This window comes from Chitinophaga sp. W2I13, from assembly GCF_050434005.1.
Classification (GTDB): domain Bacteria; phylum Bacteroidota; class Bacteroidia; order Chitinophagales; family Chitinophagaceae; genus Chitinophaga.
In genome coordinates this window covers 3,649,144-3,666,112 of the sequence record NZ_JBNPWD010000001.1, presented here as the reverse complement: position 1 = coordinate 3,666,112, position 16,969 = coordinate 3,649,144, and the positions used below count along the sequence as shown (strand labels likewise).

At 46.3% G+C, this 16,969-nt stretch carries 15 protein-coding genes; 4 read left to right on the top strand and 11 right to left on the bottom strand.

Translation table 11 applies throughout. The features are described from left to right. Window positions 1-98: 98 nt before the first annotated feature. From QFZ48_RS15135 to QFZ48_RS15105, 7 genes are read right to left on the bottom strand one after another with little or no spacing between them, the layout of a single operon-like run. Window positions 99-1,052 (bottom strand): hypothetical protein, encoded by a 954-nt coding sequence (locus tag QFZ48_RS15135; protein WP_429062877.1) that lies wholly within the window; start codon window positions 1,050-1,052, stop codon window positions 99-101. Further along, window positions 1,049-4,018, bottom strand: coding sequence for a hypothetical protein (locus QFZ48_RS15130; RefSeq protein WP_429051313.1), 2,970 nt, complete (start codon window positions 4,016-4,018; stop codon window positions 1,049-1,051). The genes QFZ48_RS15135 and QFZ48_RS15130 overlap by 4 nt, the downstream gene beginning before the upstream one ends. A gap of 11 nt (window positions 4,019-4,029) precedes the next feature. Beyond that, complete coding sequence (locus QFZ48_RS15125) at window positions 4,030-4,512, bottom strand: DUF4280 domain-containing protein (protein ID WP_429051315.1); 483 nt, start codon at window positions 4,510-4,512, stop codon at window positions 4,030-4,032. A 6-nt stretch (window positions 4,513-4,518) separates the two neighbouring features. Continuing rightward, entirely contained in the window at window positions 4,519-5,466 is a 948-nt protein-coding gene (locus QFZ48_RS15120; protein WP_429062875.1) for a hypothetical protein, read from the bottom strand. Between the two features lie 10 nt (window positions 5,467-5,476). Then, window positions 5,477-5,962, bottom strand: a complete 486-nt coding sequence (locus QFZ48_RS15115; protein WP_429062874.1) for a hypothetical protein — start codon at window positions 5,960-5,962, stop codon at window positions 5,477-5,479. Between the two features lies 1 nt (window position 5,963). Continuing rightward, window positions 5,964-7,463: a zinc-dependent metalloprotease gene (locus QFZ48_RS15110; protein ID WP_429051321.1), complete on the bottom strand. Its 1,500-nt coding sequence runs from the start codon at window positions 7,461-7,463 to the stop codon at window positions 5,964-5,966. Window positions 7,464-7,481: 18 nt separating this feature from the next. Then, window positions 7,482-9,260 carry a type VI secretion system Vgr family protein gene (locus QFZ48_RS15105; RefSeq protein WP_429062872.1) on the bottom strand — a complete coding sequence of 593 codons (1,779 nt, stop codon included), beginning with the start codon at window positions 9,258-9,260 and terminating at the stop codon, window positions 7,482-7,484. A gap of 463 nt (window positions 9,261-9,723) precedes the next feature. On the opposite strand from QFZ48_RS15105, the gene QFZ48_RS15100 reads away from it, so the two are divergent. After that, the gene (locus QFZ48_RS15100) at window positions 9,724-11,685 is read left to right on the top strand and encodes a glycoside hydrolase family 97 protein (RefSeq protein ID WP_429062870.1); all 1,962 of its coding nucleotides are present in this window, start codon (window positions 9,724-9,726) and stop codon (window positions 11,683-11,685) included. A gap of 33 nt (window positions 11,686-11,718) precedes the next feature. Continuing rightward, complete coding sequence (locus QFZ48_RS15095) at window positions 11,719-12,618, top strand: glycerophosphodiester phosphodiesterase family protein (RefSeq protein ID WP_429051330.1); 900 nt, start codon at window positions 11,719-11,721, stop codon at window positions 12,616-12,618. A 66-nt stretch (window positions 12,619-12,684) separates the two neighbouring features. Here the strand turns inward: QFZ48_RS15095 and QFZ48_RS15090 are convergent, their stop codons facing one another. From QFZ48_RS15090 to QFZ48_RS15075, 4 genes are all read right to left on the bottom strand, one after another. Continuing rightward, window positions 12,685-13,311: a hypothetical protein gene (locus QFZ48_RS15090; protein WP_429051332.1), complete on the bottom strand. Its 627-nt coding sequence runs from the start codon at window positions 13,309-13,311 to the stop codon at window positions 12,685-12,687. Next, entirely contained in the window at window positions 13,301-13,804 is a 504-nt protein-coding gene (locus tag QFZ48_RS15085; RefSeq protein WP_429062868.1) for an RNA polymerase sigma factor, read from the bottom strand. The genes QFZ48_RS15090 and QFZ48_RS15085 overlap by 11 nt, the downstream gene beginning before the upstream one ends. A 12-nt stretch (window positions 13,805-13,816) precedes the next feature. Further along, window positions 13,817-14,692, bottom strand: a complete 876-nt coding sequence (locus tag QFZ48_RS15080) for a TraB/GumN family protein (RefSeq protein ID WP_429051336.1) — start codon at window positions 14,690-14,692, stop codon at window positions 13,817-13,819. A 151-nt stretch (window positions 14,693-14,843) separates the two neighbouring features. Further along, on the bottom strand, window positions 14,844-15,962 hold the full coding sequence (locus tag QFZ48_RS15075; RefSeq protein WP_429062866.1) for a suppressor of fused domain protein: 1,119 nt from the start codon (window positions 15,960-15,962) through the stop codon (window positions 14,844-14,846). A 96-nt stretch (window positions 15,963-16,058) separates the two neighbouring features. Here QFZ48_RS15075 and QFZ48_RS15070 point away from each other — a divergent pair, with 96 nt between their 5' ends. Both QFZ48_RS15070 and QFZ48_RS15065 read left to right on the top strand, forming a co-directional pair. Then, window positions 16,059-16,829, top strand: a complete 771-nt coding sequence (locus QFZ48_RS15070) for an NIPSNAP family protein (RefSeq protein WP_429062864.1) — start codon at window positions 16,059-16,061, stop codon at window positions 16,827-16,829. 4 nt (window positions 16,830-16,833) lie between these two features. Next, on the top strand, window positions 16,834-16,956 hold the full coding sequence (locus tag QFZ48_RS15065; RefSeq protein ID WP_429051342.1) for a hypothetical protein: 123 nt from the start codon (window positions 16,834-16,836) through the stop codon (window positions 16,954-16,956). The last annotated feature ends 13 nt before the right edge of the window (window positions 16,957-16,969 follow it).

The following is a 16,969-nucleotide window of genomic DNA, read 5'->3' as shown; positions in this document are numbered from 1 at the left end:
AAAAGTTAATAAAAATATGTTGATTTTAAAATATATGGTAAAATAAAAAGGGAACAACATAGCGGCTATGCTGTTCCCTTTGCCATAAATCAGGTGTGTTACCTGATTACCTGCAACTGGTCACTCCCTGCGGGCTTATGCAGTAACAGGTTATATATCTTATACTTATTGTCGGTAATGCCAGCCAGGGCCGATTCTCCCCTCAGTTCATCATCCGTGCGGATCAATCCCACTACCCTGCCGTCGCCAAAAAAGCGCAGTTCATAATGCTCCAATGGCAGCATCTCCAGGTGATAAGCCTTGATCTGGTCAAACCGGTTCCAGGTTTCTGCTGCATCAGCAGGCTTGTTCTGAAAATAAGCCTGTTCTGTTTCCAGTTCCCGGTTGTAGATCAGCTCCGCCACGGCATTCATGTTACCATCTGCCATCAGTTTGCGGTACTGGTTGTAAAAGGCCAGCACTTCTTTTGTGAGCTGCGTTTTATCTTCTTTCCGCAGATCCTGGCTCTGGCTCCATCCCTTCAGCTGGTAAGGGGTAGAAGCCTCAAAGGCGCCTTTAAATTCGAGGTAGGGTACATTATCAAGTTTTATCTCCGGCATTTTATAATAAAAGAGTTGTTTGTATTCTTTAGGCTTTTCTTTTTCTTCATCGCCATACAGCACCTTTACTTCCAGGCCGCAGTTTTTTGCCAGTAAAAACGGTTCCATTTTATCATCGTCATCTACTTTTGGGAATACCCTGATAGTAATGGTTTGCTTACCGCTTTTCAGGATATTGGGAGATATTGGCCATACAGCACCGCCCTGGTTCCCGCCGCCAAAGTCCGAATAGGCGGGCATATCGTTAACCAGTATTTCATAGGTACAATTGTAGCTGTTAAAATCCAGGATAAAACGCGGATTATAGTCGTATTTTTTTACCAGTTTATAACTGTTCAGATATTTTTCCTTTATGCCCTGATTCATGCTTTCTTTTTTTGCATTTGTTCCCTGCCCGCAGCTATGCAGGCCGATCAGTAAAATTAATGAGATGATGATTGCTGGTTTGCTCATCCGTCCGATTCTTTTTTTGTTAAGTATATTTTTTTCAAAGAGATCTTTTTCTCATCGATACCGATTTCAAAAGACGCTTTGGGATTGGCTTCTACCAGTTTATTGTACTCGGCCGGTTTCTCCGGGGCGCCTTTCTTCTTCTTTACCTCTTTTGTTTTTTCCCCTACGTTCACCTTTGCCTCCACATACCCTTCAATTTTTATGCCTTCAAAAATCAAATCAAATCCTACAAATAATCCCGCGTCATCAGAACCAATCCTGGCCTGCAATCCCAGGCCGGAACTTCCTTCCAGTCCTATTCCCAGCGCCACTACTACTTTTACCTTGAATGCGGTGGCCGTTTTACTCAGATACAGTTTACATTCCAGCTTCACTGACACTGCTGCCCCTCCCTTTATCAGGTCTTCCTTCTTTTCTGATGCACCGGCTGTCCGGGTGAATACATTCCCTCCCACCGTGTTGTGTTTAAAGGTGGCTTCCAGGTCTATTTTACCGGAGAGGGTTACACTGATATCCACTTTACTGTCGTCGTCCGCACATATGTACAGCAACGCGTCTACGGCCTTTAAGATGGCATAGGCAATGGGGTGCCGGCGGCAAAGCAGTTCCAGGAAATCCCACTTCAGGTCGATCCCTACCAACGGTTTGGCATCCAGCTTTACCAGCACAGTTTTGCCCGCGCCCCACAACTTGCTGTCGCCTTTTTGTGGCGGCATGGTTTCATAGTACCACGAAGCAGCCAGCCCCAGCTTTGGAAACTGCAGCTCATAATCAAATGGCTTGCGCTGCATCCGCTGAATAAGCCCCTGGATATTTTTATCGGGGTTCCCTTTGTTTTTATTGATAAACTCGTCGGGATCTTTCCCGTCGTCGCCGGAAGTATCCGCTTTATTGGTATGGTTGCCATGAATAATATTCCTGAACTCCTTTACCAGGTTCCATCCGGCCTTCAGTACATTGTAATATTTGGCAATCATATCCTCAATAGGATCCACGCTCTCGGTATCATTATTCCATTCCACCTTGATGGAGAAATCGAATTCTTTCAGCAGCTCCACCAGCTCTGCAAACTTACCTTTCGATTTCACCGGGGTTGGCGCCGCCTTTTTATCTTTTGGCAGTGCAAACATTTCACCCAATTCAGTACCTAACTCTTCATTGTGGCGGTCCAGCGTAGGTGTGGGCTTGCTCCAGCGGCCTTTCGCAGCCTCCCCGATCTTTTCCACGCCTTCCAGCCGGTTCATGGTAAACCGCTGCAAAGCATTCTTTATTCCTTTACCATTATTTGCTTCCGCGAATTTGGTTTTCAGCGCATCAAAATCGGCTTTGTCCATGTTAAACGCCAGGGCTGCTGTCCACTTTATATCGGGATACACCGCAAAGTCGATAATATGTTTCCAGCGACAGGTTTGTATAGTTACCGGGAAATGGTCGGCTTGTGCCGCAGGAATCCACAAATAGCCCAGGATCCGCTCAAAAAGCACATGATTGTTTTCATCAAAGAAATTATACTTGTACTGCGCATCAAATTCCAGTTCTTCATCCGATACCTTTATCACACCGGAAAAAGAAGCGTTGGTATCTCTTTTAAACTTATAGTTATTGGCCTTTATTTCAAATTTCCCCTTGGCGGCACTCTCTTTTTCTTTTTCCCGTTTCACACCGGCCTTCACGTCTTCTTTCTTATATCCTTTGGCGCCAAAGCTGCTCAGGTCTATTACATGGTCCTTATGCTTCGGCGACGCTGTACATTCATCTTCATGCGTCACCAGGCTTTGCACGCTGAGTTTGATGGTTTTCTTCGCGGTTTCGCTTCCTGCCACTATGTTATAGGTGAGGTTTTCCGGTGGCTGAAAGTCCAGTACATTTTCATCAAAGATGGTTTGTGTGCCGTCTTTGTCTTCCACGGTGATCATGCCATACTTACAAGGCTGGAACTTGCGCGTATTGGTAGGAATATCTCCTGCCAGCACCGGCTTATTACCGCCATACATCAGGGGAGATTCTTTTACTTTGGGATCTTCCTTTACATTAAGGAAGCACTTCGACAATGTTTTAGAGAGCTTGCCATCGCGTGTTTTTACGATGGGATATATTTCCAGTACTTCGCCTGCACCGGGCTTCCAGAGGTCATCCAGGAAAACGTCTATCACTATTTTTTGCACGAAGTTCTGGTAGGTGATGGAGCCGGCGGCCACCTTCATCTCTTTCCCTGACTTATCTTTTATTACAAAATCACTTGTCTGCAACGTTTCCCCACGACTGGTTTCATCCGACAGCATGGGCATTATTTTCACCTGCCGGGTGAAATATTTGATGGCATCATCAGGGGTTTCTTTCCCCGGCTCCTTCTGTGCTTCTCCAGCAACCCGCTCCCATGGCGGCAGATCATCATCTGCTGTAGCGGTATCATTATCCATCAGGAAAATCCGTAGTTCCTGCCCGTACAGGGCGCGGGTGTAAATATGAAGCTGCACACTTTCCCTGAATTTTTTAGTGCTGCCGGTGATAATTTTACCGTCATTATTGGGTGTAAACTCCCGCCACTCGGCGGACATAATCGCCGGCTTCCCGCGCGCAGCAATAAAGTAGCCATGCGCCGCTGAATTGGTAGGTTCATGTCCGTCGAGAAAAGGCTCCAGCCAACCAAGTCCGCCACCTTCCACTATCTTCGGGAAATTGGGATGCACCACCGGCCCGTTCAGTGCTTCGTTCACATCCGTTTTCTTAAATGTAAGTGTGCGCAACATCGACCAGATCCAGCGGTAAGGGGTTTTATCACCTTCCGGCATTTTCATGGGAACGCTGATCTTGGCAGGCACCGGCAGTTTTTCCACCATCGTGGTAATGCGTTTCATTTCTGCCCGCACTGTTCCGGCCTCGTTTAATACGGCGGTGGAAGTTTTTACATCTACCGATCCTTTCGCTGCCGGGATGGTGACTACCAGCTTTTTATTATCAGACATGGCAACTATTTTTAAAACGGCTGTCCCTGTGGAAACCGGATCAGAAATAAATCTTCTTCTACTTTCTGTACATCCATCATGGGATTCAGGTGTGTTTGTACTTCCTTGTCAGCTTTCTCCGCATCCTTTTTTGTCATATCGGCTGTTTGCCCGTGAAAGGTGATAGCGATACAATCTTTTCCACCGGTGGCGCAGGTCGCCTTACTATCTTCCAGCAAAATATAAGCATCTCCCGGTAATACCACTTTATCATAAAAACCGCTCCAGGCCGTAACTGACGGCGTACAGGGAGTATTATTCTTTTTACTGCAACTACCAAAGGTATTGGCTTCAAAAGGCTGACCAATATCTTTGGTATTCCCCAACGGTTTCTCTGCACCGTCTTTGTCGTTGATATAATGCACCTGCTGACTCTTCACTTTCAGTTTATCGGGGGCTGTACCAAACTGGCACTTACAAACGGCGCCCTGACAAACCAGATGTTTTTCGCTCATATCTTTTTAATTTTCCCTGCGGTTGAAAAAGAAGGAAAAAATACTTTTCTTCTTCCCCGGTAACTCCTTTTCCGGCAACAGCACTGACATTGCCGGCGCCTGCGTTTTATCTTTTTCCCGCAAATGATAGATCGTAAATGTTACTTTTTTATCCTGGCCAGGTACAAGCTGCAAACTGCATTCTCCTGTGATGGCATTGATCGAATAATCTGTCTGGTATAATTTATAAGTGATATCCACCTGCCCTTTTGCGGGTGTGTGAATACCGTGTAACTGCCGGGACAAGGGAATTTCTTTTTCCGCGGAAATGTCTTCCGCACTACGCGGGTCACTGCAACTACCTTTCTGCTGGAGCACCAAACTGCCGCTGGCGGTATTGTGCTGTATGGGTTGCTGCGTAACGTTAAACAGCACGGGCGCGGTATAAGGCATTACCGGCAATGCCGCAGTAAGCTGGCGTTTCATGATATCGCTGCCTGGCTGATACAGGTCGGCAAAATAAAGGGCCATAAACCAATCGCGGCACAACGACCGGTAAATATGTGCTTCGCTGCTTACTGCCAGGTCCATATATGCTATTATTTCGTCTGTAATATCGCCGGTATAATACTGTTGAATGCCCGGTTTGGCGGCAGCCCAGGCAGCAGCAATTTGTAACTGGTTGGCGATGCCGGTAAATTGCCCGGCTTCGCTCACCTTTATCTGCAAGGGATACAATACTTTCCCACATTGCTCCGCGAGCTTATCAATCATTTTTTCCGGCGCCTGATCGTTAATGTATACCTGCCCTTTATTGATTTCAAACAGGAACATATTACCGGGTAATCTTTTGGAGCAGCTTACCGTTATCTCACAACTGATCGCTTGTTCCCTGCCGGCCGATTGAATAATATAGGTTACGCCGTAAGTTCTGCTGAGATGTACCGGGTTAAACCGGAAAGAACGATTACTCATATCGGTATGGCTACTTTTTTTTATTCCCTTCAGTAATCAGTTGCGATACCTCTTTTTTTAGGTTTCCCACGTAATGCCTGATAGCTGCCGGGATGCGGCCGGTGTCGGCATCTATCTGGTACGACATAGGCGACCTTTTATCTTTAAACCCAACTTCCACTATTACCACCGGCTGCTCTCCGCAATACAGGCAACCCCAGCTATGAGTAGTAGTACCGGCGGTTAACAACAGTGATGGGATGGAATCCAGCACAAAACGGCTTCGCTGCCATTGACCGGAGGATAATGTTTGCACGGACGAATCTATTTTTACGCCAGTGGTATCCAGCCAGTATCGCTCCAGTACTTCAGGCGTAACGCGGTATTTCACCCGGATGCCGGTGGAAAAAACACCGAAGTGTACCCAGGCTACTGCACCGGTTCCGGGTTTTGTTTGTGCCGGTAGTATATCCATTACCATTAGCATCAATAAAAGCGTAATCAAACTGCCGCGCATACTAGTAATTTAAAATTAAACTCCGGTCCTGTCTCATGATGTCCCACTGGAACTTAAAAAAGGACCGCATATTATCTTTAGCATTGTGTGGATTCAGATTACCGTTTGTTTGCCAGGTATAATCCATGATGTTGTCGGTATGGCCCTGGTAAAAAGTATAGGGCGGCGGTTTTAGTCCGGCCATAGGCTGCCCGGCACTGAAAGTATGCTGCAAGCCCAGCGAATGCCCCGCTTCATGCAACAGGGTACGCCGTTGATTGAGCCCTTTCAGAAATACAACGAAGGCATTTCCCCATACAAATTCCTTTATAACGTCTCCGTCGGCGGCAGCAGCGATGCCGTTAAAATCGGCGGGTAAATCCGTGAGGAATATATAGGTGCGTTTGTTGGCATCGGCGTTAATGCGGCCGCCATTGGGTTTGTGCTGCCCGTATTTTTCATACAGCTTCATCACTTCCTCCAGAAACTGTTGCTCATTGAAGGCTGCTGCTCCGCCAAGAACATTATTCCAATAGCTGGTAACGTCATGGTCGGTTAAAGGGAGTACGCCGGTTTCAAAAATGGTGTCGGTTTTAATTTCGGCGCGGATGAGCGCCTGGTTATATGAACCTCTTTTAAACTGGTACTCTATGTCCTTTACCATTTGCTGATCAATAGCAGGAAGACTGTTTGCCTGTGTGCCTACCTTCACCAGTATCAGCTCCATTTTGGGAATGACGTGATTATTATACACCATCAGCTTGCCCACTTCTTCCTTCTTATTGCCCAGTTTTGCAAACACTTTTATTTCTTCATGCTGTTGCAGCGGAGCATTGGCATTTACTACATTCACGGCGCCTTTCAACGTATAGTACTTAACTTTTACGCCGCCTGGCCGGAAGCGCGTTTGCTGGCCGCTTCCCATTAATGCAGCGATATTTATTTTCTGCGGGGTTATTTTCAGGTTAGGATTTTTTGATTCGAAGATAATCTCGGTACCATCGCTGACTACTTCCTCTATCTCTTCCAGTTCAAGGTCCAGCCGGGCGCCATCTTTATTCATGGAAGAACCGTATTTAAACTGTTGTGAAGTAGTATAAGGAAAAAGTGACAACCAGGCGGGGTAATAGTCAACGCCGTATGGCTTCACCGGGTTCTTTACGTCTTTCAGGTATTCGCTTTTTGCGGCGGCTACGTCGCTAACCAGTGGTACTGTGCTGTTACACGGCTGGTTATTATTATCGCGTTCAATGTAAATAAGGGGATAGATATATTCGTCCCGGAGCCAGTCGAACCCATATTCCCCTTTGTAACCCGCCGGCCGCCTGAAGTGTACCAGGAACTTTTTCAGTTCCTTCTCTTTTGCTGGCGGCGCCTTATACTTGTCATAAATAATTTTCTCTGTGCTGCGCAGTTTTACCTGGCTGGCGGCATTCAAGCTGATATCGCCATTGGTGGCATAGGTAGTTGACAGCTCGGAGCTTTCAACAATTGTTTTTGCTACTGAGATCATATTTCCCATCTGTACCTGGTTGTGGGGTTAAAACATTTTCGCCTTGTCGCCGCTTTTATTCACGATCTGCTTGGCGCTGTGCATTTCAATATTTTCTTTGGTACTGTTCATACTCACTTTCTCGGCGGTCTTCTCAATATTTTTAGCAGTGCGCTGGAGTGTATCATCCGCCACCTCTTTGATATTGGCAGCAAGCAGGCTAAAGTCCTTCACCGCAGTTTGCGACAGGTTTTTACCGGCGCTTACCTGTATATTTTCTTTTGCTGTAAAGCTGATATTTTTAGCATTGATAGTGATGTTTTCCATCGCGGCGATGTTAATACTTTGGGCACTGGTATCCATTGTAACGATGTTACCGGATTTATCGGTGATGGTGATGCTTTCTGCGCCGTCGGTATCATCCAGGCGGATGATATGCCCGCTGCGGGTTTTAATGACCTTCAGGTTATTTTGCGCGTCACCGAAGCCCGTTTTCGCGTTTCCGTTATACACGGTGCCAAGTACGACTGGCACTTCAGGATTACCTCCTTCAAAATCTACCCATACTTCCTCCCCGTTTTCAGGTATAAAATAGAACCCTTTCTCAGTACCTCCATGCGGGGATACCAATCGTAGCCAGGGCGTAGTTCCTTGTTGCTGCCATTGAAATTTTACCCGTACACGGCCCAGTCCTTTGGGGTCATTATTATCGGTCACCACAGCGCTTTGCGCTTCACATACCGGCGTGCGGTACAGGTCTACCTCCGGCATGGCTGCTGCGGCGGGTATGGCTTCAAAGGTATTTTTATATAATCCGTTTTCTGTGCAGTAGTGCGCGAGTTGCGTTACTACAAACTCGCCATGGTGCTCATTGGAAAGTACCGATTCATTAACGGTAATGATATCCCCGATACGTAATGCGCTCTGCTGGCTGGTACCTTTCAGGACGGCCATTTGCGAAAGCCTTCCCTTCTTTTGTACCTGCGTATATTTATCCAGTTGCGATTTTGCTGCGGTACCAAACGATTGGTTCAGTTTATACTGCGACGTTTTTTTATACAGCCGTTCACTTACTTCTTTCAGGTGGCTCGTATATACGTCGGTGTTACCTGCGGGCACCGACAGGGTATCGTTGCTTACCGCCTGGTTTTGCCGGTAATCATAGCCATAGAAGCGGCTATTGTTGGACTTCACGGTAAGATCGAGGTTAAACCCGATCAGGTCTACCTGGTGTGTAAGCGTTGTCTTCTGCGGACGGTAATTTCCAAACACCACCTTCTCTCCATCATAAAAAAACCATTCCCCGAAACGGGCGGCGAGCCTGTCTATAAACTCATAGGTGGTTTCTTTATATTGTACAATATATTTCAGCGCATCGGTATGTGCCGGATCTACGGCGGGCGATTTGGCGTAAGGCCCGCATCCCTTCAGGGCTTCATTCACAATGGCCGACAATGTTTTCTGCTCATAACAGGCAATATGTTCATCATCTTCTAGCAGGATAGTTACACTATGTCCTTTGATCACGCAAAATCCGTGCGTACCATCGGTCTCCTTTCCCATGCTGATACCACTCACAATACCATTAAAATTTAAAGGTTTGTATACGGCATTTGATTCAACAGGTTTTACAGAGATAGAAATTTCTTTTCCCAGGAACTCCTTACCGGCATTAAACAATCCTTTTCCGAGTTTGGTAAGCCAGTCGTACCCGATCATGATCTCAAAGCTATGATGACCGCGTATAGTCTGATGCAGGACAAGGGAATGAAAAGAAGTAAACTGATGATCACCAATAGTGAATGAGGTGTGCGTATACAATGACATTTCGCAGCTTTTACGGTTTTAAATATGGTTATACCTTTTTATCACCATAGAAATGATATCGGGTAACTACTTCAAAAAATTGGAATTAATATCTGCTGTTGCCATTAACGGGTTAAAACACACAACAGGAGATTGACATGGTTACAGTCAGCAACTAATATACAACAAGTGCCACAATTTCAATCATACGCCAACAAAAAAATAACGCCGTTGATGCGATAAAATAAAAGAGCTCTGCCGTTAAATAATAAGCAGGATACCTAATGTTTACAACTTCAAATGTATATAACGGCCCGCGATGAAATATTAACTTATCTAGCAGGCCAGCAATCAGTGCTATTATTGAACGCAGCTTTCATAATGCGGCCCGTAATTTATCATGTAAAGTTTATAAAATAACGATTAATTTAACCCCCGCTTCTCCGAGCGGAGGAACTTCATTTTACAACTTAAAACGGAAATAATGAATCTGAAAGGATGGATGCTTGCCTGGATAGCCATTACAGGAAGCATAGCAGCAGCGGCACAGGAATATACATTGCGTTCGCCCGACGGTAAAATAAATATACGTATAACCGTAAGGGATAGTATACAGTATTCCTTATCCTACAATGGCCAGGTATTGTTGCAGCCGGCCACTATCGGCGTGGCTACCTCTGTTAGCCGTGATGGTAACTGGAAAGTTGCCGGCACTAAAACGTCGTCGGTAACACAAACGCTTCGCCCGGTAGTAAAGCAGAAAAGTACCTTCATTGAAGATCACTACGATCAGTTGCAGCTCAATTTTAAAAACCGCACCTCCCTGCAATGGCGCGCCTACAACAATGGTATTGCATGGCGATGGCTCATTAATAACAAAGGCGCCTGGCAGGTGGTGAACGAGCAGGCCGGCTTCGCCCTCCAGGCGAAAGACAGCGCCTGGTACCCGGTTGAAAGCGGGTTCTTCTCCCATAACGAACGCCTCTATAAAAAACTGACCATAGATAGTATCCGCGGCCCGAAAAGCCTGGCCAGCCTGCCTGCACTGTTCAGCGTAAACGGCGCCAAATTACTGATCACCGAAACCGGTCTCCTTAATCACGCAGGAATGTGGCTTCAGGGAAATGGCAGCAACACACTGGAGGCCGTATTTCCCCACTACCCGATAAAGAAAAAAGTAACCTCCGACCGCGATGAAGAAGTAGAAACCAGGGAGCATTTTATCGCCAAAAAAGAAGGCGCCTCCCAATTGCCCTGGCGCATTGTGATGATAGCACCGGAAGATAAAGACCTGCTGGTAAATGAACTTCCTTATCAACTCGCGGAGCCGGCTGCGGGCGACTACAGCTGGGTGAAGCCCGGCAAGGCCATCTGGGACTGGTGGAACGATAATAATATTTACCAGGTGGATTTCCGGGCGGGTATCAACACCGACACTTATAAATATTACATCGACTTTGCCGCTAAATACAAACTGGAATATGTAGTACTGGACGAAGGCTGGAGCGATACCCGCAACCTGCTGAAAACAGTACCCGACATAAATATGGAAGAATTATCGCGCTACGCGGCTTCCAAAAATGTAGGCATCATCCTGTGGACAACGTGGCTGGCACTGGATCAACAGCTGGACGCCGCAATGGAACTCTTTGCCAAATGGAATATCAAAGGGATTAAGGTCGACTTCATGCAGCGCGATGACCAGCCAATGGTGAACTTTTATGAAAGGGTGGCCAAAGCCGCTGCTGCACATAAAATGCTGGTAGACTTCCATGGCGCGCATAAACCCGCGGGGCTCCAACGTACATACCCCAACGTAATTTCCTTTGAAGGCGTGTATGGACTGGAGCAAAGCAAAGGCGATCAAAGCAAATCCATTGCACCGGATCATAACGTTACCTTCCCCTTTATCCGTATGGCAGCAGGACCGGCAGATTATACACCAGGCGCGATGCTGAATGCCCAAAAAGGAGACTGGGCCCCGCATTTCAGCAACCCAATGAGCATCGGTACCCGTTGCCATCAACTGGCAATGTACGTGGTATATGAAAGCCCCCTGCAAATGCTGGCAGATAATCCCACGCACTATTACAAAGAACCGGAGTGTATGCAGTTCCTCGAGGCGGTTCCCAGCGTATGGGATACCACTATTGCCCTGCAGGCCAGCGTTGGCAACTATATCCTTACCGCGCGCAAGGCCGCTAACGGCGATTGGTATGTAGGCGGTATGACAAACTTCACACCACGCACCTTAACACTGGATTGTTCTTTCCTGCCAGAAGGTACCTATACCATGCATGTCTGGAAAGATGGTATCAACGCCGACAGGAACGCACAAGACTATAAAATGGAACAGATAACGGTAGATAAAAACTCGAAAGTACGCGGTAGTAATGAACGTTGGCGGCGGGTGGGCCGCAAGGATCGTGAAGCAACAATAAAATAACATTGCCGGTAAACCATTTATATTCACTTTGCAATGATGAACCGTACTTTATTTTTAGCTGTCCTGGGTAGCCTGTTTACCAGTAGCGCAATCGCACAACAACCGATAGATATACAGGCACATCGCGGGGGAATGGCCCTGATGCCGGAGAATACCATTCCCGCTATGATCAACGCCGTAAAATTAGGCGCCAGAACACTGGAACTCGACTGCATCATTACAGCAGATCAACAGGTAGTCGTATCGCACGATGCGTATATGTCGGCAGAATTTATGCGTAAGCCTGATGGCTCGGATATCTCCAAAGCCGAAGAAAAAAGCCTCGCGTTGTATAAAATGTCTTACGACAGCATCCGGAAATATGACGCAGGTACAAAACCACATCCCCGCTTTCCGCAACAGGAAAAAATGATGGTTCACCGGCCACTGCTAACAGACCTGATAGATAGTGTGGAAACGTATGTAAAAACACATCACCTCAAACCAGTGTTTTACAACATGGAAACCAAAAGCGCTCCCGATGGCGATGGCATCTATAATCCCGGACCAGCGGAATTTGTAGCCCGCGTAATGGAAGTCATCAACAGGAAAAAAATTACGGACCGCGTTATTATCCAGTCGTTCGACATCCGCACACTCCAGGAATTGCATAAAACCCATCCCGGTCAGAAAACCGCTTTGCTGATAGGTAACAAAGACAGCTTCAGCGACAACCTTGAGAAGCTGGGATTCACGCCCACCATCTATAGCCCAAACTACCTGTTGGTAACGCCGACCCTGGTAAAAGAAGCACACGATAAAAAAGTGGCGGTGATTCCCTGGACCGTAGATGACGAAAGCGAATTAAAAAAACTCATCTCCTGGGGAGTAGACGGCATTATTTCCAATGCACCTGATAAACTCATAAAACTGGTGGGCAGCTACCAGAAGTAATACTTACTTTAAAATAAAGCGCGGGTCGACATCATTTGTCGACCCGCGCTTTATTTTTATTCTTATCTACGCATTTTCTTTAAACTGTTCCAGCACCTGCCCTATCTGCTTCAGGTACTTCCCATAACTTTGTTTAATCCATATTTCCGTTAAGGCGGTAATCAGTAATACCAGCAAAACAAAAGCTGCAGCTAAACCCAGCGCGATTCCCCGGTGATCAGCAGCCTTTTCCAGCAAACTGGTCATCTCGCTGCTTTTATGGCTCACCATGTACATAACGCCAATGATCAATGCAAAAGGAAGCAATGTATAGGTGTAAGCTTTATACATTTCAATATTCAGCCTGGCCTCGTAATACAAAGCATATAGATTATCTTTTGAGCTGAGGGTATTTGTACCAAGACTCTTATAAAAAGTATTAAACTTATAATAATATTGAACAGAGATGGCTATCACCACCAGGTACACCGCATAAAAAGGCACCACCATCACCGGATCGAGTGGAAAAATTTTAGGTGTAAACGCTATCAGTACCAGGCTGAAAAGCTGTACAAAAAATTCCATTTGCATCGCTTTACGTAGTTTTTCCACCGGCAGTTGTAAGGTTTTTAACTGGTCTACACTGGAAGGAACCACTACATTGCCGCTTTCATTATCGTTGTTCCATGCAGATTTTATATCATCAAAATTCATAACCTTGTTTTTTAATCAGTTCTTTTAATTTGTCTTTTGCCCTGCTGAGCTTAATTCTGGCATTTCCTTCGGAGATACCCAGGTTTTCACCGATCTCTTTGTGGGAATAATTTTCCAGGTGAAGAAAAACCAATGCCTTTTCCAGTCTTTCCAGTTTCTGTACCGCCCTGTAAAAGTGTGCCAGTTGCAGTTCTTTTGTAGCTGTTATATTTTCTTCCATGGCCATGTGTTCCGGCATGGTGTCTGTAACAACCATTTTTCTTTTTTCTTTTTTGAAGAATACCAGTGCGGTATTCAGCGCAACCCTGTACATCCAGGTGGAGAAGCGGCTTTGGTGCTGAAAGGAGTCGTAAGATTTCCATAGCTGGTAGATGATTTCCTGTGTCAGATCCTGCTGATCATCTTCAGCATCCATATACATCCTGGAAATCTTATGAATAATTCCTTTGTGGGCTTCAACCAGTTCAAGAAATTCTTTTTCCTTGTTTTTCAATCGGTGATATCTTTAGTTCAAAATAGGTGTAACCGTATATCCTTTCTCTCTTAATAATTTAATCAATCCGATAGGGCCTGCGAGATGGGCGCCGCCCACTGCAAAGAAAGTGCTTTCCTGCTGCATCATTCCGGGCATTTTATCAACCCAGTTTTTGTTCCGCACTTCCAGCATCCAGTGAATGGCATTTTCATCCATCTGGTCCGGGGTAGTCATCAGGTTGTACATAGTACTCAGCTCTTCTGCTTTATAGGCTGCCACCAGTTTGTTCATGTTTATACTGCTGCTGTCGAAAGCCTTTACCTGTTCAACAATTTGTTTATCGGTATAAGATTTCAGCAGGTATCCCACCTGCTCTTCCAATCCTTCCAGGTAATCGACATGCTTTTTATCCGCCTGCATTGTTTGTATAAAAGTAGTTTCGTAAGATTTTAATTCCTGGCAGGGAAATGATTTCATGGCCAGCAGGGAGATAGTAGCGACCAGCTGATAGTTTTCAAACGGCGCCAAAGGCACGCCACATTTACTTTTCAGGATAGAATCCACGTCGTGGTAGTCGGCAGGAGATAATTTCTTGCTCAACGGCACATCAGACGCCATGGCTTTAGCCATAATGGTATTAATATTGGGGTCGAGGATATTAGCTTCAATCACCAGTTGCGCCGATTTACTTAATGCCTGCTTTGTTTTTTCGGTTACTTTAAAATCATTTTCACAAATCATGTGGATGGTGCCATACAAATAAGAGGGCTTCGATAACCCGTTACCGCTGACTTCCCACAATAATGATTTGTCCTGGCTGGTTGGCTGCTGTGCAACCGCTTTACCTGCAAATAAGCCTGTGATTACCAATGTAGCTGCTGCGATATTCCTGAAGATATTTTTCATGTGCTTTTTGATTTTCTTTTCAGAATTAGTAGGCGATGGAATCACTTCGTTACAGATTATTTCAACTTTCTTTTAAAAATTTCTTAAACCGGCCACCAGTAAAGAGAAAGGTCTGCTTTGTGGCAGACCTTTTCCTGTAACAGAGGTATTCTTATTTATCAGCGGGCAATTCGGGCCTGCGGGTAACAATGTGGTTCAGGTTATGATGGATCATTTTCTCCAGCAGGTCGTAGCCTGCATTAGGCCGGGAGTGCGCATATTCCCTTTCCAGTTTGGTGATGGGGGCCAGCCAGTACAAGTTCACCTTATCGCCATATACCTCCGGCAACCCGATGGCGGGGCCATTATATAAGGCGGACGATACCACTACGCTTTCGAAAGGCGCCGGGAGTTCACCGGAGCTTACCGTATGGCCTTCTCCCAGCCAGGTAACCTGTTTCCAGGGCCTGTCGGCCATGTCAGACATCAGGCCGGCCATGGCCATGATCTCTTTATCCGTAAAATCTTTACTGCTCACTGCCATCGCCAGTTCCATCCGGCGAAACCCGGGTGCCCGGTCGCTGTACAGCAGCTCTACCCACGGCATCGGGCGGATACTCACCCCCAGGGTAAGCAGGTATACGACCTCATCTTTCTCAAATTTACCTAATGCCATCGGGGGCCATTGTCCGCCGTCGATGGCGTAGTACTTCTGAATGGGACCAAACTCCGCTTCATAGGCTTTCAGATACCGGTCCTGTAAAATGCTCCATGCCTGGCTGGTTTCGCCTTCCCAGTCTTTCCAGAAGGCAATGGCCTGGTCTACGCGCTCATACATGGCGTTGGCGCCCCGTTTGCCCAGTGGCATCAGCCGGTCGTTTTCGCCGGCGCCGGTACAATCCGCAGCATAGGCTACCGCGTGTTCATCATTATACAAACTCCAGCCGGGTATCACACCCAGTATTTCATTATCATATAATACCGCTGCTCCATCTCCCTCTTCCGTCCATACAATTGTTATACGCTCTTTTTCCAGCGGTTCACGGCCTTCCGGGTGGTTGCAGTAGGCTGCTTCCAACATAGGCGCCATGCCTTCTTTCATGGCCGCAACATCTTTCGTTGCGGGCGCCGGCTGCAGGTTACGCAACCAGCACGGTCGCGGCGAATACTTTGTGGTCAGCAATTCCGATGGATACAGGTAAAAATAAGCCACTCTGTCGTCCTGCTCCACTACGGCATATAAAGTTCCCCTGTTATTAGGCTGGTCTATCAACATTACCGGCTCAGACATAATTATTCTTTTAAGATCGAAAAATAACACAATCCCGGCAATACTATAATTCCTGCCTCAATTGCTGTATTTTGTCAGGTATACAATTAATTTTTTATGAAAAGATATTCCACCCTGTTAATGGCACTCATGATGTTTTGTTCAGCTACACTCACTGCCAAAGAACGACAATTTTATCAGATCAAAATCTACCACCTGAAAACAAAAGCGCAGGAAACACTGGTAGATAATTACCTGGAAAAAGCATTTCTCCCGGCATTACACCATGCAGGCATCAAACAGGCCGGCGTGTTTAAACCGGTTACTGCCGATACGGCCGAAATCCGGATCTATGTATTGATCCCATTCCAGTCGCTCGAACAGTTCACCAACCTGGATAAAACCCTGCAGGCCGACAAGTCCTTCCAGGCTAACGGGAAAGACTATACGGATGCAGCCTGGAACAACGTTCCTTTTACCAGGATAGAATCCATCCTGTTACAGGCGTTTCCCGGGATGCCCGTACTGGAGGCTCCCTCATTGAAAGCTCCCAAAAGTGAGCGGGTATACGAACTACGCAGTTATGAAAGCCCTTCCGAGAAATACCACGTCAATAAAGTAAAAATGTTCAATACCGGCGATGAAATCGGCATTTTCAAAAACCTCAACTTTAATGCGGTGTTTTATGCCACTGTCATTTCCGGTTCACGCATGCCCAACCTGATGTACATGACCACTTTCAACAATAAGGAAGACCGCGATGAACACTGGAAGGCATTTAGTGCAGATCCGAAATGGAAAGCCCTGTCGGCGCTGGAAGAATACAGTCACAATGTATCCAAATCAGATATCTTGTTCCTGAGACCAACAGACTATTCAGACCTGTAATACCATGGAGTGGCAGGCATGCACCTGCCACTCCATTTATCATACTGCCACCGTAGCCCTCACTGTTCCCTATTACCGCCATGGCTTTGTTTCCAGGCCGGTAAATGCTGACCCACATTTGTCGTAAAAGTATAAATAAT